This window comes from Streptomyces sp. NPDC048484, from assembly GCF_040651415.1.
Taxonomy (GTDB): Bacteria; Actinomycetota; Actinomycetes; order Streptomycetales; family Streptomycetaceae; genus Streptomyces.
Genome location: NZ_JBEZJY010000009.1, coordinates 55,564 through 73,896, shown reverse-complemented (window position 1 = coordinate 73,896; position 18,333 = coordinate 55,564). Strand labels below are relative to the sequence as shown.

The 18,333-nt window shown below is 71.1% G+C and carries 12 protein-coding genes, 1 pseudogene and 1 riboswitch; of the genes and pseudogenes, 10 read left to right on the top strand and 3 right to left on the bottom strand.

Going from position 1 to position 18,333, the window contains the following annotated elements; translation table 11 throughout:
- Positions 1–429: 429 nt before the first annotated feature.
- Positions 430–1,752, top strand: a complete 1,323-nt coding sequence (locus AB0D14_RS11465) for a DUF2690 domain-containing protein (RefSeq protein ID WP_362777156.1) — start codon at positions 430–432, stop codon at positions 1,750–1,752.
- 619 nt (positions 1,753–2,371) lie between these two features.
- A complete protein-coding gene (locus AB0D14_RS11460) occupies positions 2,372–3,361 on the top strand; it encodes a malate dehydrogenase (RefSeq protein ID WP_362777155.1) in 990 nt (329 codons plus the stop codon).
- Between the two features lie 103 nt (positions 3,362–3,464).
- On the opposite strand, the gene AB0D14_RS11455 is transcribed toward AB0D14_RS11460, so the two are convergent.
- A complete protein-coding gene (locus tag AB0D14_RS11455) occupies positions 3,465–4,316 on the bottom strand; it encodes a GNAT family N-acetyltransferase (protein WP_362777153.1) in 852 nt (283 codons plus the stop codon).
- A gap of 295 nt (positions 4,317–4,611) precedes the next feature.
- On the opposite strand from AB0D14_RS11455, the gene AB0D14_RS11450 reads away from it, so the two are divergent.
- The 6 genes and pseudogenes from AB0D14_RS11450 to AB0D14_RS11425 form a co-directional block, all read left to right on the top strand.
- On the top strand, positions 4,612–6,123 hold the full coding sequence (locus AB0D14_RS11450; RefSeq protein WP_362777151.1) for an aldehyde dehydrogenase family protein: 1,512 nt from the start codon (positions 4,612–4,614) through the stop codon (positions 6,121–6,123).
- Positions 6,124–6,244: 121 nt separating this feature from the next.
- Complete coding sequence (locus AB0D14_RS11445; protein ID WP_362777149.1) at positions 6,245–7,798, top strand: GMC oxidoreductase; 1,554 nt, start codon at positions 6,245–6,247, stop codon at positions 7,796–7,798.
- Positions 7,798–9,126, top strand: a complete 1,329-nt coding sequence (locus AB0D14_RS11440; RefSeq protein WP_362777146.1) for a glycine betaine/L-proline ABC transporter ATP-binding protein — start codon at positions 7,798–7,800, stop codon at positions 9,124–9,126. Before AB0D14_RS11445 ends, AB0D14_RS11440 begins: the two co-directional genes overlap by 1 nt.
- Entirely contained in the window at positions 9,126–11,126 is a 2,001-nt protein-coding gene (locus tag AB0D14_RS11435; RefSeq protein WP_362777143.1) for an ABC transporter permease subunit, read from the top strand. Before AB0D14_RS11440 ends, AB0D14_RS11435 begins: the two co-directional genes overlap by 1 nt.
- A gap of 1 nt (position 11,127) precedes the next feature.
- A complete protein-coding gene (locus AB0D14_RS11430) occupies positions 11,128–12,090 on the top strand; it encodes an ABC transporter substrate-binding protein (protein WP_362777140.1) in 963 nt (320 codons plus the stop codon).
- A gap of 26 nt (positions 12,091–12,116) precedes the next feature.
- Positions 12,117–13,287: pseudogene (locus AB0D14_RS11425) on the top strand (PLP-dependent aminotransferase family protein); the annotation flags it as partial.
- A 4-nt stretch (positions 13,288–13,291) separates the two neighbouring features.
- Here AB0D14_RS11425 and AB0D14_RS11420 read toward each other — a convergent pair.
- On the bottom strand, positions 13,292–14,218 hold the full coding sequence (locus AB0D14_RS11420) for a hypothetical protein (protein WP_362777419.1): 927 nt from the start codon (positions 14,216–14,218) through the stop codon (positions 13,292–13,294).
- Between the two features lie 335 nt (positions 14,219–14,553).
- A riboswitch (ZMP/ZTP riboswitch) is annotated at positions 14,554–14,640 on the top strand.
- A gap of 31 nt (positions 14,641–14,671) precedes the next feature.
- On the opposite strand from AB0D14_RS11420, the gene AB0D14_RS11415 reads away from it, so the two are divergent.
- Positions 14,672–16,129 carry a glycine hydroxymethyltransferase gene (locus tag AB0D14_RS11415; protein ID WP_362777137.1) on the top strand — a complete coding sequence of 486 codons (1,458 nt, stop codon included), beginning with the start codon at positions 14,672–14,674 and terminating at the stop codon, positions 16,127–16,129.
- Between the two features lie 108 nt (positions 16,130–16,237).
- Here AB0D14_RS11415 and AB0D14_RS11410 read toward each other — a convergent pair whose 3' ends face one another.
- A complete protein-coding gene (locus AB0D14_RS11410) occupies positions 16,238–16,954 on the bottom strand; it encodes a hypothetical protein (RefSeq protein WP_362777416.1) in 717 nt (238 codons plus the stop codon).
- Positions 16,955–17,199: 245 nt separating this feature from the next.
- On the opposite strand from AB0D14_RS11410, the gene trpS reads away from it, so the two are divergent.
- On the top strand, positions 17,200–18,213 hold the full coding sequence (gene trpS, locus AB0D14_RS11405) for a tryptophan--tRNA ligase (protein WP_362777134.1): 1,014 nt from the start codon (positions 17,200–17,202) through the stop codon (positions 18,211–18,213).
- Positions 18,214–18,333 lie beyond the last annotated feature (120 nt).

Genomic DNA, 18,333 nt, shown 5'->3' with positions numbered 1-18,333 from the left:
GAAGGTGACGGAGGTGAGCAGTCGACGATCCGCGCTGCCCCAGGTGTGCGTGTGATCCCCCTGAAGACGCGAGTGACGCAGGAGACCGTGCGTGTGTTCCCCGCGTGTCGATGAATTGACAATTGCGAGGATGTGCGTCGATCACCCCCGAGATCATCGATAATCTGGGCAATCGGGATGCTCCGGGACGTCCTGCGCGCCGGCCGGGCCCTCTCGTCAGCCGAGCGGGAAGTCGGTGGGACACTGGACCGCTGACCAGCGGGCATGCAACGGTGCGTGCCCACAGGCCTGAATGCTCCCGTGCGCCCCCATCCCGGGAACTGAGATCCTGGCTGGGCGCATCCCTGCGGGTAGCGAGAGCGGGGACTCGGCACAGGGCTTCACGCGCGGGAAGAGACCAGCACGTACGGGGGAAAGAGGGGGGTAGCAATGCCTCGTTGGAGGGCCTTGCCGGATGAACTCGATCCGCAGGTCAGGGAGTTCGCCAGCCAACTGCGCCGGCTCGTCGACCGCAGCGGACTGAGTATCGCCGCCGTGGCCGACCGGACCGGGTACAGCAAGACGTCCTGGGAGCGGTATCTGAACGGCCGGCTGCTCGCACCCAAGGGCGCGATCGTGGCGTTGGCCGAGGTGACCGGGACCAATCCGCTCCATATGACGACCATGTGGGAGCTGGCCGAGCGGGCTTGGAGCCGCTCGGAGGCGCGTCACGACATGACCATGGAGGCGATCCGGATCTCCCAGGCGCGCGCCGCGCTCGGAGAGTTCGGGCCGGCTCCGGCCAAGGGGGGAAAGAACGGGAAGCAGGCGCGTGCCGGGGGGAGCGCGACGGCCGCGCCCAAGCCGGGTATCGCAGGTCCCGCCGGGGTGGCGCCCACCATGCCTCCGCAGCCCCCTGTACAGGGGGACGGGGACGAGCGCAGGCCGCCGTACGAGGCCGGTGCCGGTGCCGGTGCCGGTGTTGGCGCCGGTTCCGATGCCGGCGGCAGCGAGGGCGCAAGCTCCGGTGCCGGTGCCGGTGCCGGAGCGGGTGCCGGTGCGGGTTCGCGGGGTGGCGGCGGCTGGGGAGTCGTCGCTTCGCCTCCGGGGGCGCCCCAGGCCGCCGGACCCAGAGGCGCTGGTGCGTCCGAGGCCTCCGGCCTCGGTCCGTCCGGGGCCTTCGGGCCGGCCGGCCCGGCCGGCCCGGCCGGTTCCTACGGTCCGGTCGGGGGGCCGCCACAGGACGCGCGGCCGCAGCCCGGCGGTTCGCCCGACGGGCAGCGGCGGAAGCGGCGGCTCACCATGTTCCTCGCCGGCGTCGTGGGCGCGCTCGTGGTGATAGCCGCGGCCGTGTTCCTCACGAACTCCGGCGACGACGGCAAGGGCGGGAACGAGGCCAAGCAGCCGACCCCGAGCCCGACAGTGAGCAAGGAGCTGCCGCCCGGTGTCGAGTGCAGCGGCGCGGACTGCGCGGGCAAGGACCCGGAGAACATGGGCTGTGGCGGGACGCTGGCGCAGACCGTGGAGAAGGCCGTCGTCGGCACCACCCAGGTCGAGGTCCGATACAGCGAGACATGCGGTGCCGCCTGGGCCCGTATCACGGCGGCCGGAGCCGGGGATGCGGTCCGGATAACGGCGGGCTCGGCCGCGCCGCAGACCGCGGAGGTCGACACGGACACCGACGCCTACACCCCGATGGTCGCGGTGAAGAACGCCACCGGGGCGAAGGCCTGCGCGACGCTCCAGTCGGGTCAGAAGGGGTGCACGAAGTAACCACGTGCGCCACGTGCGACCACGTGCGGTCGTGAGATCGTGCGAGCGCGTGCGATACGGGCCGGCCCTCACTGGACGCGGTCGAAGGGGCGCCAGACTCGATCGAGTCGGGCGCCCCTTCGCGTTGCGGCGCGCCGGCCATCCATCGTGGCGTGTCAGCCGTCGCTCGCGGCGTGTCAGCGATCGATCGCTGAGAGGTAGGCATGCCTGCCGTACTTCGGGGCAGGCGCACGTTACCCCCACGGGAGTCCGGCATCACGTCGGGAGGGCGTACAGCCCTCTCTGCCGACCGGCACACCCACCTGGCGGTCGTCGGCCCACTCTCCCGGATCGACGGCCGCCTTCTTCGCGCCCTCTCGGTGAGGCCCGGCGCCTCGGGTTCGCGTCCCGTTCGCGTCGGTTCGCGGCGGGTTCGTGACCAGGGCTCGGCCTTGTGGGGTGGGCCACATCGGACCCGGCCGTCCGGGATCCCGGATGCGCGATAGCCTGACCGCTGGATCTCTCTTGACGCCGAGAGATCGATCATCGGCACCGGTGATCGATCATCGCGGCGACAGGGCCGGGATTCCGTACCCCGGGGCAGGGACGCCCCACCGTCAGCTGCCATACGGAGAACGCCATGACCCGCACTCCCGTGAACGTCACCGTCACCGGCGCGGCCGGCCAGATCGGTTACGCCCTGCTCTTCCGCATCGCCTCCGGCCAACTGCTCGGCGCGGACGTGCCGGTCAAGCTGCGTCTCCTTGAGATCACGCCGGCGCTCAAGGCCGCCGAGGGCACCGCCATGGAGCTCGACGACTGCGCCTTCCCGCTCCTCCAGGGCATCGACATCACGGACGACCCGAACGTCGCCTTCGACGGCACGAACGTCGGTCTCCTCGTCGGTGCCCGCCCTCGTACCAAGGGCATGGAGCGCGGCGACCTGCTCTCCGCCAACGGCGGCATCTTCAAGCCGCAGGGCAAGGCCATCAACGACAACGCCGCCGACGACGTCAAGATCCTCGTCGTCGGCAACCCGGCCAACACCAACGCCCTCATCGCCCAGGCCGCCGCCCCGGACGTACCGGCCGCGCGCTTCACGGCGATGACCCGTCTGGACCACAACCGCGCGCTCACGCAGCTCGCGAAGAAGACGGGCTCGACGGTCGCGGACATCAAGCGCCTCACCATCTGGGGCAACCACTCCGCCACCCAGTACCCCGACATCTTCCACGCCACGGTCGCCGGCAAGAACGCCGCCGAGACCGTGAACGACGAGAAGTGGCTGGCCGAGGAGTTCATCCCGACCGTCGCCAAGCGCGGCGCGGCCATCATCGAGGCCCGTGGCGCCTCCTCCGCCGCCTCGGCCGCGAACGCCGCCGTCGACCACGTGCACACCTGGGTCAACGGCACCGCGGACGGCAACTGGACCTCCATGGGCATCCCGTCCGACGGTTCGTACGGCGTTCCGGAGGGCCTCATCTCCTCCTTCCCCGTCACCACGAAGGACGGCTCGTACGAGATCGTCCAGGGCCTCGACATCAACGAGTTCTCCCGCGCCCGCATCGACGCGTCGGTGAAGGAGCTGGAGGAGGAGCGCGAGGCGGTCCGCGCCCTCGGCCTCATCTGAGCACCGCTCTCCCGCTGAACGCTGTTCTTCCACTGATCCCCGGGCAGCCGCCCGGGGATCAGTGCGTTCCGCACCCGGTGGCGCTCAGGTGACGGCCAGGCGGTCAGCGGGGCAGGGTCTTCTCGAACCAGTATCCGGCGTGGGGGTTGTCGTCGTACGCCGGGATCTCGGTGTACCCGCCGGTGCGGTACATCGCCGCGGCCTCCTTGAGGACCTTGTGCGTGTCGAGGCGTACGACGTGGTGTCCGCGCTCGGCGGCCGTGCGCTCCAGTTCGGTCAAAAGCCGTCGCCCCAGGCCCAGCCCGCGGCCGTCCGGGTGTACCCAGAGGTGCCGGATCTCGGCCGTCGCGGTGTCGAGCGCGCACAGCGCCCCGCAGCCGACGGCACGCTCCTCCTCGTACGCGACGAGGAAGGCGGTGATCCGCCCGGGCGGTACGAGGTCGGCCGTGTCGTATCCCTCGGGGAACCGCTCGTCGAGTTCGGCGGCGAAGCCGGCGAGGCAGGCACGTGCGTCGGCCGACGCGGCGTCGACGGTCCGTACCGTGATCGCGGCCAGGCGCAGCAGCCGCTCGGCGACCGCGACGGCCTCGGTCAGCCGCCCCCGCTGGGTCTCGCTCAGCCCGCGCAGCAGCCCCTCGGCGAGGTCGTCCGCACGGCGGTTCTGCTCCGCCAGCTCGTCCTGCCCTGCGGGTGTGGGTTCCGCGAGGCGCAGCCTGCTGTCCGCCGGGTGCACGGTGACCCGGACGAGCCCCTGGCTCTCCAGCGCGCGCACCATCCGGCTCAGGTATCCGGCGTCCAGGCCGAGCCGGGTCCTCAGATCCCTGAGGGACGCGCCGGCCCCGATCTCGAAGAGCAGCCGGGCCTCGCCGAGCGGCCGGTCCTGCCCGAGGTAGTGATCGTCCAGCACGCCGATCCGACGCGTGAAGTAGCGGTTGAAGCGACGCAAAGTGGTCACGTGCGCCGCGGACACCGGCGCGGGCGCCGACTGTGACACCGGCTCTGACCCCGCCTCTGACTTTGACCTCATAACCTTTGACTTTAGTCAAAGGAAGATGGGGAGTCCATGCGGCTGCGCACGCGACTGTCTGTCGTTTCTGCCCCTGTTTCGGGCGGCTTGTCAGTGACGCCGCGCACTTCGTCCACGGAGTGCGCATGCATTCCGGGTCGGGGGGCAGGTGGTCCCGGCCCCCCGAGAGCGACGCGGTGTGACACAGGGGCACGAACACAGGAACGGAAGTGCAAGGCCGATCATGTCGGGACACCAGGCGCAGCAGACGATTCATGTGGGCGGAACGTGGCGTGCGGCCACGTCGGGAGCCACCCGGGACATCCTCGACCCGGCGGACGCGAAACCGTTCGCGGCGGTCAGCGAAGGCGGCGTGCCGGACACGGACGCCGCCGTCGAGGCCGCCCGGTACGCCTTCGACCACGGCGTGTGGCCCCGCACGCCCGTCACGGAGCGGGCCGAGCTTCTGCGCCGTGTCGCCGACCTCCTCGTCCGCGGCCGTGAGCGGCTCGGACTCCTGGAGAGCCGGGACGCGGGCAAGACGCTGGAGGAGGGGCGGGTCGACATCGACTGCGTCGCCGACGCCTTCCGGTACTTCGCCGATCTCGTCGTCGGAGAGGGCGGCGGACGGGTTGTCGACGCCGGCTCGGACGACATCCACAGCGTCGTCGTGCACGAACCCCTCGGCGTCTGCGCGATGATCACGCCCTGGAACTACCCGCTGTTGCAGGCAAGCTGGAAGATCGCACCCGCCCTCGCCGCGGGAAACACCTTCGTGATCAAGCCCAGCGAGATCACCCCGCTGACCACCGTCGCCCTCATCGACTTGCTCGTCGAGGCCGGGCTGCCCGCCGGAGTCGCCAACATCGTCACCGGCCCGGGGCACAGCGTCGGCGCCCGCCTCGCGGAGCACCCGGACGTCGACCTCGTCTCCTTCACCGGCGGTCTCGCCAGCGGTACGAAGGTCGCGCAGGCCGCCGCCGTCACCGTCAAGAAGGTCGCCCTCGAACTCGGCGGCAAGAACCCCAACGTCGTCTTCGCCGATGCCTGCGCCACCGAGGAGAGCTTCGACACCGCCGTCGACCAGGCCCTCAACGCCGCGTTCATCCACAGCGGCCAGGTCTGCTCGGCCGGCTCCAGGCTCATCATCGAGGAGTCGGTACGCGACCGCTTCGTCACCGAACTGGTGCGGCGGGCCGAGCGGATCCGGCTCGGCCGCGGCACCGAGGCGGGCGTGGAGTGCGGCCCGCTCGTCTCCGCCGAACAACGGGAGAAGACCGAGGACTACGTGGCCTCCGCCCTGGCGGAGGGTGCGGTGCTGCGGACCGGCGGCGCCCGCCCCGAGCCGTCCGCCGAGCGTCCCGCCACCGGCTACTTCTACGAGCCGACCGTCCTCGACCAGTGCCACCGCGACATGCGCGTCGTACGGGAAGAGGTGTTCGGGCCGGTCCTGACGGTGGAGACCTTCCGCACCGAGGACGAGGCCGTCGCGCTCGCCAACGACACGGAGTACGGGCTCGCGGGAGGAGTCTGGACCGCCGACGCGGGACGTGCCCGCCGCGTGGCCGGACGGCTGCGGCACGGCACCGTCTGGATCAACGACTTCCACCCCTACCTTCCGCAGGCGGAGTGGGGCGGCTTCGGCAAGAGCGGGGTCGGGCGCGAACTCGGGCCCGCGGGGCTCGCCGAGTACCGCGAGACCAAGCACGTGTACCAGAACCTCGCGCCGAAGCCGGTCCGGTGGTTCGCGGGCTGACGCCCCACCCCCGATCGCCCCCGGCCCCTTCACAGCCCCCCTTCACAGCCCTCGGCACGGCCGCCGTCACGACCCCCTTCATCAACTCCCCACAGCACAAGGCACCCTGGAGCGCCCTCGCATGCCCGAAAACGAGCACGAGCATCAGCATGAGCCTGAGCACACGTACGACTACGTCGTCATAGGCGGCGGCACCGCGGGATCCGTCATAGCCTCCCGTCTCACCGAGAACCCCGACGTCACCGTCGCCGTGATCGAGGGCGGCCCCAGTGACGTCGACCGCGACGACGTGCTGACCCTGCGCCGTTGGATGGGCCTGCTCGGCGGGGACCTGGACTACGACTACCCGACGACCGAGCAGCCGCGAGGCAACTCGCACATCCGGCACAGCCGCGCCCGGGTCCTCGGCGGCTGCTCCTCGCACAACACCCTCATCGCGTTCAAGCCGTTGCCGTCCGACTGGGACGAATGGGAGGCGGCGGGCGCCGAGGGCTGGGGCGCGGTCCCCATGGAGGCGTACTTCCCGCGCCTGCGCAACAACATCGTCCCGGTCGATGAGAAGGACCGGAACGCCATCGCCCGCGACTTCGTGGAATCCGCGCAGTCGACGCTGAACGTGCCGCGCGTGGAGGGGTTCAACAAGAAGCCCTTCACCGAGGGTGCCGGATTCTTCGACCTCGCGTACCACCCGGAGACCAACAAGCGCTCCAGCGCGTCCGTCGCGTATCTGCACCCCGTCATGGACGAGCGGCCCAACCTGCACCTTTTCCTGGAGACCTGGGCGCACCGGCTGGAACTGGACGGGACCAGGGCCCGCGGCGTCCACGTGACGACGAAGGACGGGGACGAACTCCTCCTACAAGCGCGCAACGAGGTCCTGCTGTGCGCCGGCGCCGTCGACTCGCCCCGGCTGCTGCTGCACTCCGGCATCGGGCCGCGCGAGGACCTGGAGAAGCTCGGCATACCCGTGGCCCACGACCTGCCGGGCGTGGGGGAGAACCTGCTCGACCACCCCGAGTCGGTCATCGTCTGGGAGACCGACGGGCCGATCCCCGAGAACTCCGCGATGGACTCGGACGCGGGCCTGTTCGTGCGGCGGGACCCCGAACAGGCGGGCCCCGACCTGATGTTCCACTTCTACCAGATCCCGTTCACGGACAATCCGGAGCGACTCGGCTACGAACGCCCCGAGCACGGCGTCTCGATGACCCCGAACATCCCCAAGCCGCGCAGCCGCGGCCGTCTCTATCTGACGAGCGCCGACCCGGCCGAGAAGCCCGCCCTCGACTTCCGTTACTTCACGGACGAGGACGACTACGACGGCCGCACCCTCGTCGACGGCATCAGGATCGCCCGCGAGATCGCGAAGGCCGAGCCGCTCGCGCACTGGCTCAAGCGCGAGGTGTGCCCCGGACCCGATGTCACCGGGGACGAGGAACTCGGCGAGTACGCGCGAAAGGTCGCCCACACGGTGTACCACCCGGCGGGCACGTGCCGGATGGGCGCGCCGGACGACCGACTCGCCGTCGTGGACCCCGAGTTGCGTGTCCGTGGCCTCGACGGCATCAGGATCGCCGACGCGTCCGTCTTCCCGACGATGCCCGCCGTGAACCCGATGATCGGCGTGCTCATGGTCGGCGAGAAGTGCGTGGACCTGCTGGCAGGCGGTGCGTGATGAGTACGTCAACCGCTGTTCAGAACGCTGCCGCTGCCGCCGCTGACACCGCCGCTGTCGAGCGCCGGGGTGACGAGCCCGTCTTCTCCGTCGAAGGACTGTGGAAGGTCTTCGGGCCGAAGGCCGACCGGGTCCCCGCCGACCCCGAACTCGCCTCCCTCCCCGCCGCCGAACTCCGGTCCCGTACCGGCTGCACGGTCGCGGTCCGGGACGTGAGCTTCGATGTGCGCAAGGGCGAGGTCTTCGTCGTCATGGGTCTGTCGGGCTCGGGCAAGTCCACCCTCGTACGCTGCCTGACCCGGCTCATCGAGCCGACCGCCGGCACGATCGCCATCGACGGCGAGGACGTGCGCGCCATGGACAAGGCGCGGCTGCGTGAACTGCGCCGCCACCGCGCCGCGATGGTCTTCCAGCACTTCGGCCTGCTGCCGCACCGTTCCGTGCTCGACAACGTCGCGTACGGCCTGGAGGTCCAGGGAGTGCCCAGGCGCGAGCGTCGGGAAAAGGCGCAGCGAGTCGTCGCGAAGGTCGGCCTGGAAGGCATGGAGCAGCGGCGCCCCGGCCAGCTCTCCGGCGGGCAGCAGCAGCGCGTCGGACTCGCGCGGGCGCTCGCGGTGGACCCCGAGGTCCTGCTGTTCGATGAACCGTTCAGTGCGCTCGATCCGATGATCAGGCGGGACATGCAGGAGGAGGTGATCCGGCTGCACGGCGAGGAGGGCCGCACGATGGTGTTCATCACGCACGACCTGAACGAGGCCCTGCGCCTCGGCGACCGGATCGCCCTCATGCGGGACGGCCGCATCGTCCAGTTGGGCACGCCCGAGGAGATCGTGGGCTCGCCCGCCGACGACTACGTACGCGAGTTCGTACGGGACGTGCCGCGCGAGCAGGTCATGACGGTGCGCGGGGCCATGCGGGCCGCGTCGGCGGAGGAAGCCGGCGAGGGCCCGGCCCTGTCGCCGCAGGCCACGGTCTCGCAGGCCATCGAGGCGGTCGCGCGCTCGGGACAGTCGGCCCGCGTGATGGACCAGGGGCGCTGCCTCGGAGTCGTGGACTCGGACGCGCTGCTCGGGGTGGTGGCGGGAACAGACACACGCCCCTCGGGACCGGTGGCCTCCGGACCGGCGGGGTCGGGACCGGCGGGGTCGGGACCGGCGGGCTCCGAGCGGTCCACCGGGCCGGATGACGGATGGGCGACCGGGCCGGCCGACGGGTGGCCGACCGAGGAGGCCAGCGGGTCGACCGACTCGACCGACTCGGCCACCGGATCTGCCGGGTCGGCCGGGTCGGCCGGGTCGAGCGGATCGGCTCGTAAGGGGGCGGTTTGATGGCCACCGTCACCGCGTCCGCTCCCCGGACCGTCCTGCCCGGCTTCCTCGGCTTCCTCCGGCACCCGGCCGTCGGCAAGCTCGTCCTGCTCGCCGTCGCGGCAGCCGTCCTCGTCCCGCTGGCCGACGCCCGCTGGGCGAGCGGCACCTGGCCCCACGCCCTCACCGTCGACCTCTCCGAACCCCTCGGCAGAGCCAGCGACTGGATCGTCGACAACCGCGACAGCCACCCGCTGTTCCTCTACTTCTTCGGGCACGTCTCCAACGCGGTCGTCCTCTCCGTACGTGCCGTCTACCTCGTCCTGCTCGCCGCCGGCTGGGCGGGCGTCACGGCCGCGGCGGCGCTGGTCGCCTGGCGGGTCGCCGGTGTGCGGCTCGCGCTCGGGACGGCTGCCGCGGTCCTGACCTGCGGCCTGCTCGGCATGTGGGTACCCACCATGCAGACGCTCGCGCTCATGGTGGTCGCGGTCCTCGCGTCCGTCGCCCTCGGTGCGCTCCTCGGCCTCGCCGCCGGGCTCTCCGACCTCACGTACCGCGCGCTGCGCCCCGTCCTTGACACCATGCAGGTGCTCCCGGCCTTCGCGTACCTGCTGCCGGTCGTCCTCGTCTTCGGCATCGGCGTCCCGGCCGCGGTGCTCGCCACCGTCGTGTACGCGGCCCCGCCCATGGCCCGGCTCACCGCGCTCGGCCTGCGCGGCGCGGACGCCGGAGTGATGGAGGCCGTCGAGTCCCTGGGCACCACCGCACGGCAGCGGCTCCTCACGGCCCGGCTGCCGCTCGCCCGCAAGGAACTCCTGCTCGGCCTCAACCAGACCATCATGATGGCCCTGTCGATGGCCGTCATCGCGTCCGTCATCGGCGCGGGCGGCCTCGGTGACCGCGTCTACCAGGCACTCGCCTCGGTCGACGTGGGCGCCGCGCTCGCCGCCGGCATCCCGATCGTGCTGCTCGCGGTCGTCCTGGACCGGGTGACGGCAGCGGCCGGAGCCGCAGGAGCGGCGGGCGACGCGGAGGATGCGGGGGATGCGGGGGCGGAGCTCGGCAAGACCGGACCCCGCCGCCGGGCCGGCTGGGCCTACGCGGCCGTCGCCGCACTGGCCGTCGCGGTCGCCGGACGTCTGACCGGCCGGCTCGACTGGCCGGAGACCTGGCTCGTGCCCATCGCCGAGCCCGTGAACCGCGCGGTCGACTGGATGACCGACCACCTCTACTCGGGTGTCCCCTACGTGGGCGGCACCGCCGACTGGGCGGCCCACTTCACCACCTGGGTCCTGAACCCGGTGCGCGACGGCCTGCAATGGCTGCCCTGGTGGTCGGTCCTGCTGATCGTCGCCGCGCTGGCCTGGCTGATCGGCACCTGGCGCACCGCGCTGACCGCCGTCCTCGCCATGGCCGGGATCGGTGTGCTCGGCGTGTGGGGGCCGTCCCTCGACACGCTGTCGCAGGTCCTCGCGGCGGTGGCGGTCACCCTGGTCCTGGGCTTCGGGACCGCCGTCGCGGCGGCCAGGAGCGAGCGCTGCGAACGGCTCCTGCGTCCCGTCCTGGACGTCTTCCAGACGATGCCGCAGTTCGTCTACCTCATCCCTGTCGTGGCGCTCTTCGGCGTCGGCCGCGCCCCCGCGGTCGCCGCCGTGGTTGTCTACGCGCTGCCCGCCGTCGTCCGCATCACCACGCAGGGCCTGCGCCAGGTGGACCCGGCGGCCATGGAGTCCTCGCGCTCCATGGGCGCGACCGGCTGGCAGCAACTCCGCCAGGTCCAGCTGCCGCTGGCCCGTCCCGCCCTGCTGCTCGCCGTGAACCAGGGCGTCGTCCTCGTCCTCGCCGTCGTCATCATCGGCGGCCTGGTCGGCGGTGGCGCGCTCGGCTACGACGTCGTGTTCGGGCTCGCCCAGGGCGACCTGGCCACCGGTCTGGTGGCCGGCGCGGCGATCGTCTGCCTCGGCCTGATGCTCGACCGGGTGACGCAACCGACGCAGCGCCGTACGAAGAAGGGAACCTGAGATGCGTACACGTATGACAGGTGCGCTCGCGGCCGGCTGTTCCCTGCTGGTGCTGACCACCGGCTGCGGAGCCGCCGACATGACCAAGCAGGCCTCGCCCTTCGCCAACGCGCAGGGCGCGAAGACCGTGACCCTCTCGGTGCAGTCCTGGGTCGGCGCGCAGGCCAACGTGGCCGTCGCGCAGTACCTGCTGGAGCACGAGCTCGGCTATCGCGTCGACACCGTCCAGGTCGACGAGGTCCCCGCGTGGGACGCGCTCAGCCAGGGCCGCGTCGACGCGATCCTGGAGGACTGGGGCCACCCCGAGCAGGAACAGCGGTACGTCAAGGACAAGAAGACCATCGCGGACGGCGGCGGCCTCGGCGTCACCGGACACATCGGCTGGTTCGTACCGACGTACTTCGCGAAGCAGCACCCCGATGTGACGAGCTGGAAGAACCTGGACAAGTACGCCGACCAGTTGCGCACCGCCGAGAGCGGCGGCAAGGGGCAACTGCTCGACGGCTCGCCCTCCTACGTCACGAACGACAAGGCGCTGGTGAAGAACCTGGACCTCGACTACCAGGTGGTGTTCGCCGGTTCGGAGGCGGCCCAGATCACCCAGATGAGGCAGTTCGCCAAGGAGAAGAAGCCCTTCCTCACCTACTGGTACACGCCGCAGTGGCTTTTCAAGAAGGTGCCCATGACGGAGGTGAAGCTGCCCGCCTACAAGGAGGGCTGCGACGCGGACCCGGACGCGGTCGCCTGCGCCTATCCGCACACCCCGCTGCGGAAGTACCTCAACGCGGACTTCGCCAAGTCCGGTGGCGGGGCCGCCGCCTTCCTGAAGAAGTTCAAGTGGACGACCGCGGACCAGAACGAGGTCTCCCTCATGATCGCGGACCAGAAACTGTCCCCGGAGGAGGCGGCCCAGAAGTGGGTACGGGGCCACGAGCCGACGTGGAGGCCGTGGCTGGCCGGATAGCCGCCATGCCCCCATAGGCCGGCACCCCGGACCTCGCCTCCTTCTCGCGCGCCGAGTGGCTCAAGGCGTCCCGCCGGGCCCTCATAGCGGCCCCGAACGACGCGCTCGGTTACGGAGACCCGCGTGGCCGCGTCGAACTGCGTACCGCCCTCGCGGGCTACCTCGCCCGGGCCCGCGGTGTACGCGCAGGCCCCGAACACGTCCTCATCTGCTCCGGGTTCGTCCACGGGCTGAAGCTTCTCGGGGCGGTGCTGCGACAGCGGGGCGCGGGCGCTCGCGGTGGAGTCGTACGGGCTCGATGTGCACTGGGGGCTGATCGAGCGGGCAGGACTCGGTTCGGTACCGCTGCCGTTCGACGAACTGGGCACGCGGACGGACGAGTTGACCGAGGGCGGCACGAGTGGCGGTAACCCCGGCGTCGGTAACTTCGGCGTCGATGGTCCGAGCGTCGGTGGTCCGGGCCTCAGCGGTCCGGGCGGCGGCGGCCGGGACTTCGGTGGTCCGGGCGGCACCGTGGGGGCGGGGCCGCTGACACCCGCCCACCAGTTCCCCATGGGCGTGCCGCTGCACCCCGACCGCCGGGCGGCTGTCGTCGACTGGGCGCGGCGCACGGGCGGGCTGATCCTGGAGGACGACTACGACGGGGAGTTCCGTTACGACCGGCAGCCCGTGGGCGCGCTGCAGGGCCTCGACCCGGACCGCGTGGTGTACTTCGGCACCGCCAGCAAGTCCCTCGCCCCCGGCCTGCGCCTCGGCTGGCTGGTCATGCCGCCGGATCTGGCACCCGAGATCACTGCGGCGAAGGGCGGCGCGGACTGGTCGTGCGGTGCCCTGGACCAGCTGACGCTGGCGGAGTTCATCACCTCGGGCGCGTACGACCGCCATGTACGCGCCTCCCGCCTCCGCTACCGCAGACGCCGCGACCAGCTCGTCTCGGCCCTGGCGGCCCGCGCCCCGTCGGTGACGGCCACCGGTGTCGCGGCGGGGTTCCACGCGGTGCTCCGACTCCCGCCCGGCAGTGAGCGGTCGGTGGTCCGGGCGGCGGCCTGGCACGGTCTGGCCGTCCACGGACTGACCAGCTACCGTCACTCCGCCGCCACGCCCGCACCGCTGGACGCCCTGGTCGTCGGCTACGGAACTCCGTCCGACAGCGGCTGGCCCGGCGCACTGGAGGCACTGTGCGAAGCGCTGCCATGAGCTTTTACGGCGTGCGCGGCGCCGATCCCGGTTCCGACTCCGGCTCCGACTCCGACTTCGGTCCCGATCCCGGCTTCGCTCCCTCCACCGGAGCCTCCCCGAAGCGCGCCAGGACCAGCGCGCCCGCCACCGCCACCGCGAAGCCGAGCACGGCCAGCCAGGCCAGGCCCTCGCGCGTACGGTCGCCCAGCCAGACGACGCCCACCACGGCCGGCCCGATGGTCTCGCCGACGACCAGTCCCGCTGTGGCCGTCGTCACCGAGCCGCGCTGGAGCGCCGAGGTGAGCAGGAGGAACGCGGCACCGCCGCCTAGCAGAAGCGCGTACGTGGCCGCATTGGCGAAGAGCGTCGAGGGGGCGAGGCTGTCGATGAGGCGGACCGACACCTCGACCACGCCGAACCCGAACCCGGCGCCCAGCCCGAGCGCGAGCGCCCGCCCCCGCCCGGGCAGCCGCCCGGCCGCCGCCCCGACGAGCAGTACGGCGAACGCCGTGCCCAGCATCGCGTACGTGAGCGCGGTCGAACCGGTCTTCGTTCCCTCCTCCCCGGACGCGAGCCCGAGCATCGCGAGCCCCGCGCACACCACCGTGATCGCGCCCCATTCGACCCCGCTCAGCCGCACGCCGAGGAGCCACGCCGCCGCCACCGCCGTCACCGCGAGGCTCGCGGCGAGTGCCGCCCCCACCGCGTAGATCGGCAGCGACCGCAGAGCCGCGATCTGCAACACGAATCCGACCCCGTCGAGCGCGAGCCCGGCGAGATACCGCCACTCACGGACGGCCCGCAGGAACAGGGCGGCGTCCACACCGGAGGGGTCTGGGGGTTCGGAGGGGTCTGAGGGCCGGGTGCCCGGCCCGGCCGCCCGCGCGGCGATCGCCTGCAACACCGTCGCCGTCCCGAAGCACACCGACGCACCAAGGGCGCACACCATTCCAAAGAGCACAAAGTGACTGTAGGGGAGGGAGAGTTCAGGGATCTTCAGGCTGTAGGACTGGCGAGTCCACAGGACGGGCCGGACGGGGGAGAGACATGGCGGAGCAGCGCAGAAGACCACGGTCGAGCACGGTCGTACCGGGTGGAACTGGCTGGGTGGAACTGGCGTCCTCGCGGCAGCGCTCACCTCGTGCGGATCCGACCCCGACCGCCGCTGTCCAGTCCCTTTCCTGTCGTCTCTTGCCGTCTTCCTGTCGTAGCTCGGTCGTCGTTCGGCCGTCGCTCGCATGGTGGACGGGCGAACCCGTCTCCCGGGCGCTCCCGGTAGGCTCGCCCATGGGCCGTGACTGGCGCGCTGGGATGGGATCGACCATCGGGGAGCGGCCCGGGAACTGTGTGCCGTGCGCCTGGGCCGAACCGTGAACGCCGAACGCCACGTCCGGAGGCCGTCATGTCAGATCCCCTCTCCACGCCCCTCTCCGCCGAATCCACCGCCTTCCGCAGCGCCCTCGAAGTGATCCGTGCCGTCGAACCCCGGGTGGCCGACGCCATCGGGCAGGAAGTCGCCGACCAGCGCGAGATGCTCAAGCTGATCGCCTCCGAGAACTATGCTTCGCCGGCCACCCTCCTCGCGATGGGCAACTGGTTCAGCGACAAGTACGCCGAGGGCACCATCGGCCGCCGCTTCTACGCCGGCTGTCGCAACGTGGACACCGTCGAGGCCCTCGCCGCCGAGCACGCCCGCGAACTCTTCGGCGCCGAGCACGCCTACGCCCAGCCGCACTCCGGCATCGACGCCAACCTTGTCGCCTTCTGGGCGGTCCTCGCCCAGCGTGTCGAGGTTCCCGCCCTTGAGAAGGCCGGCGTCCGCAACGTCAACGACCTCTCCGAGGCCGACTGGGCCGAGCTGCGCCAGGCGTTCGGCAACCAGCGCATGCTCGGCATGTCCCTGGACGCCGGCGGCCACCTCACCCACGGTTTCCGCCCGAACATCTCCGGCAAGATGTTCGACCAGCGCTCCTACGGCACCGACCCCGCCACCGGCCTCATCGACTACGAGGCCCTGCGAGTCTCCGCCCGCGAGTTCAAGCCGATGATCATCGTCGCCGGCTACTCCGCGTACCCCCGCCTCGTGAACTTCCGGATCATGCGTGAGATCGCCGACGAGGTCGGCGCCACGCTCATGGTCGACATGGCCCACTTCGCCGGTCTCGTCGCCGGCAAGGTCCTCACCGGAGACTTCGACCCGGTCCCGCACGCCCAGATCGTCACCACGACCACCCACAAGTCGCTGCGCGGCCCGCGCGGCGGCATGGTCCTGTGCGACTCGTCGCTCGCCGACCAGGTCGACCGCGGCTGCCCGATGGTCCTCGGCGGTCCCCTTCCGCATGTCATGGCCGCGAAGGCGGTCGCACTCGCCGAGGCCCGCCGCCCCGAGTTCCGCGACTACGCCCAGGCCGTCGTCGACAACGCCCGCGCCCTCGCCGAGGGCCTGATGCGGCGCGGCGCCACGCTGGTCACCGGCGGCACGGACAACCACCTCAACCTCATCGACGTCGCCTCCTCCTACGGCCTCACCGGACGCCAGGCCGAGTCCGCTCTGCTCGACTCGGGCATCGTCACCAACCGCAACGCGATCCCCGCCGACCCCAACGGCGCCTGGTACACCTCGGGCATCCGGATCGGCACGCCCGCACTGACCACCCGGGGCCTCGGCGTCACCGAGATGGACGAGATCGCCGGCCTGATCGACCGCGTCCTCGCCACCACGGAACCGGGCACCACCAAGAAGGGCGCCCCCTCCAAGGCCCAGCACATCCTCGACCCGAAGATCGCGGACGAGATCTCCCACCGCGCAACCGACCTCCTGACCGGTTTCCCGCTCTACCCGGAGATCGACCTCGGCTGAGTTCGTGGGCCGGTGCCGGTGCCGGCACGGGTGCAGTGCCGGCACCGGGGGCCGAGCCGAGTTACCGACGCCGGCCGCGGTTTTGAAGGTGGCTCGGCCCTGGTCGCCTCATAGATCGATCAGCTCCTGTCGTGACTCCCGCGGCTGCCCCGGCTCACGCCCGGCCGCCGCGCGGCGCATCAGCAGGGTGCCGCCGGAGCCGAGGGCCAGGCCGGCCGCGAGCCCCGGTACCGTCCACCACGCCCGGTCCGCGGAACGGGGCCCGTCTCCCGCCACGGGCCCGGGACCGAACAGCTCCCTCCGCTCCACCTGCTCGTAGACCGACCGTGGCGCCCGGTGCCAGCGGATGTCGTCGTCGTTCACATCGAGCGCCGGGTCGGACCGGATCCAGGGCGTGCCGTCCGCCGCGAGGAACACCTGGTCCTGGCGCCCCATATAGATGTCCCCTCCGGGCGCACTGTCCGTCGCCGGCCAGCCGCCCACTCCGGTCGTTCCCCAGATGACCGTGGCCCGCACGGCAGGGAAACGGCCTTCGGCCCAGTCCTGCGGAACCTTCTCCGTGTCCGTGGCCGTCGGCCCCGTCAGCTGCCAGAGCTGTGCGAAGTCCGGCTCCCCGGAGCTCACGCTCGTCGTCCGCCCCGTACCGTCGCCTGCGACGACGACCGCCAGATTCGGTGAGTCGGGGCCCGGCGGCCCCGAGGCTGCCGCATGAGCCCGAGGCGTCCCGAACCCAGCGAGTCCGACGAACGCGAGAGCGACCAGGGCGCACACAGTGCACACGGCGCACACGGAGCACATGACGGACGCGGCGGACTTGGCGAACATGGCGGACACGGATCCGGCAGGCTGTCCGCCGTTTGTTCCGGCCTCTCCGCGCACGACGTGGGGAGGCATGGGCCGCGGCACGTCGGCCGCCGTGCGAATCCAGAGCACTGTGTTCCTCGTCTCATTGGCGACGATCGAAGTTCTCCGCGTCTCCACACTCTTGTTACACCGCTGGGGACAGATCGGATCCCACCTGTTTCCGACCAGTTCCGGAGTGGGTCCCGGCACCTGAGAGAATGGTGAGCATGGCCTCTGATAGTCCCCGTGTGCTTTCTGGAATCCAGCCCACCGCCGGCTCGTTCCACCTCGGCAACTACCTCGGCGCCGTCCGCCAGTGGGTGGCCCTGCAGGAGTCTCACGACGCGTTCTACATGGTCGTGGACCTGCACGCGCTCACCCTTCCTCAGGACCCGGCGGACCTGCGTGCCAACACCAGGCTCGCCGCAGCCCAACTGCTGGCCGCCGGTCTCGACCCCGAGCGCTGCACACTCTTCGTTCAGAGCCATGTCCCCGAGCACGCCCAGCTCGCGTGGATCATGAACTGCCTCACCGGCTTCGGTGAGGCCTCCCGCATGACCCAGTTCAAGGACAAGTCCGCAAGGCAGGGCGCCGAGCGCGCCTCGGTCGGCCTCTTCACGTACCCGATCCTGCAGGTCGCGGACATCCTGCTGTACCAGGCCAACGAGGTTCCCGTGGGGGAGGACCAGCGCCAGCACATCGAGCTGACGCGTGACCTCGCCGAGCGGTTCAACGGCCGCTTCGGGCAGACGTTCACGGTTCCGAAGCCGTACATCCTCAAGGAGACGGCGAAGATCTTCGATCTGCAGGACCCGGCGATCAAGATGAGCAAGTCGGCGTCGACGCCGAAGGGGCTCATCAACCTCCTCGACGACCCGAAGGCAACCGCCAAGAAGGTGAAGAGCGCGGTCACCGACACGGACACGGTGATCAGGTTCGACATCGAGAACAAGCCGGGGATCAGTAACCTGCTGGGCATCTACTCCACCCTCACCGGCATCGGTATCGCGGAACTGGAGCAGAAGTACGCGGGCAAGGGCTACGGTGCGCTGAAGACGGACCTGGCCGAGGTCATGGTCGACTTCGTGACGCCTTTCCGGGAGCGCACCCAGCAGTATCTGGACGACCCGGAGACGCTCGACTCGATCCTGGCCAAGGGAGCGGAGAAGGCTCGCGCGGTCGCCGCGGAGACGCTCTCCCAGGCGTACGAAAAGGTGGGTTTCCTGCCCGCCAAGCACTGATCGCCAAGCTACTGGCCGCCGGAACGAGAGCCCGTACGGCGGCCGGGACGAGACCAGGACAACATCGGCACGGCATACGGTACGGGGCCGCACCGCCGTACAGTCGATAGCCGGCAGCAG

Bases quoted from the DNA above. Each gene is read 5' to 3' on its own strand.
- AB0D14_RS11415 (WP_362777137.1), top strand. From the start codon at position 14,672: ATGTCAGATCCCCTCTCCACGCCCCTCTCCGCCGAATCCACCGCCTTC.
- AB0D14_RS11465 (WP_362777156.1), top strand. From the start codon at position 430: ATGCCTCGTTGGAGGGCCTTGCCGGATGAACTCGATCCGCAGGTCAGG.
- AB0D14_RS11440 (WP_362777146.1), top strand. From the start codon at position 7,798: ATGAGTACGTCAACCGCTGTTCAGAACGCTGCCGCTGCCGCCGCTGAC.
- AB0D14_RS11460 (WP_362777155.1), top strand. From the start codon at position 2,372: ATGACCCGCACTCCCGTGAACGTCACCGTCACCGGCGCGGCCGGCCAG.
- AB0D14_RS11420 (WP_362777419.1), bottom strand. From the start codon at position 14,218: ATGGTGTGCGCCCTTGGTGCGTCGGTGTGCTTCGGGACGGCGACGGTG.
- AB0D14_RS11435 (WP_362777143.1), top strand. From the start codon at position 9,126: ATGGCCACCGTCACCGCGTCCGCTCCCCGGACCGTCCTGCCCGGCTTC.
- AB0D14_RS11410 (WP_362777416.1), bottom strand. From the start codon at position 16,954: ATGTTCGCCAAGTCCGCCGCGTCCGTCATGTGCTCCGTGTGCGCCGTG.
- AB0D14_RS11430 (WP_362777140.1), top strand. From the start codon at position 11,128: ATGCGTACACGTATGACAGGTGCGCTCGCGGCCGGCTGTTCCCTGCTG.
- AB0D14_RS11445 (WP_362777149.1), top strand. From the start codon at position 6,245: ATGCCCGAAAACGAGCACGAGCATCAGCATGAGCCTGAGCACACGTAC.
- trpS (WP_362777134.1), top strand. From the start codon at position 17,200: ATGGCCTCTGATAGTCCCCGTGTGCTTTCTGGAATCCAGCCCACCGCC.
- AB0D14_RS11450 (WP_362777151.1), top strand. From the start codon at position 4,612: ATGTCGGGACACCAGGCGCAGCAGACGATTCATGTGGGCGGAACGTGG.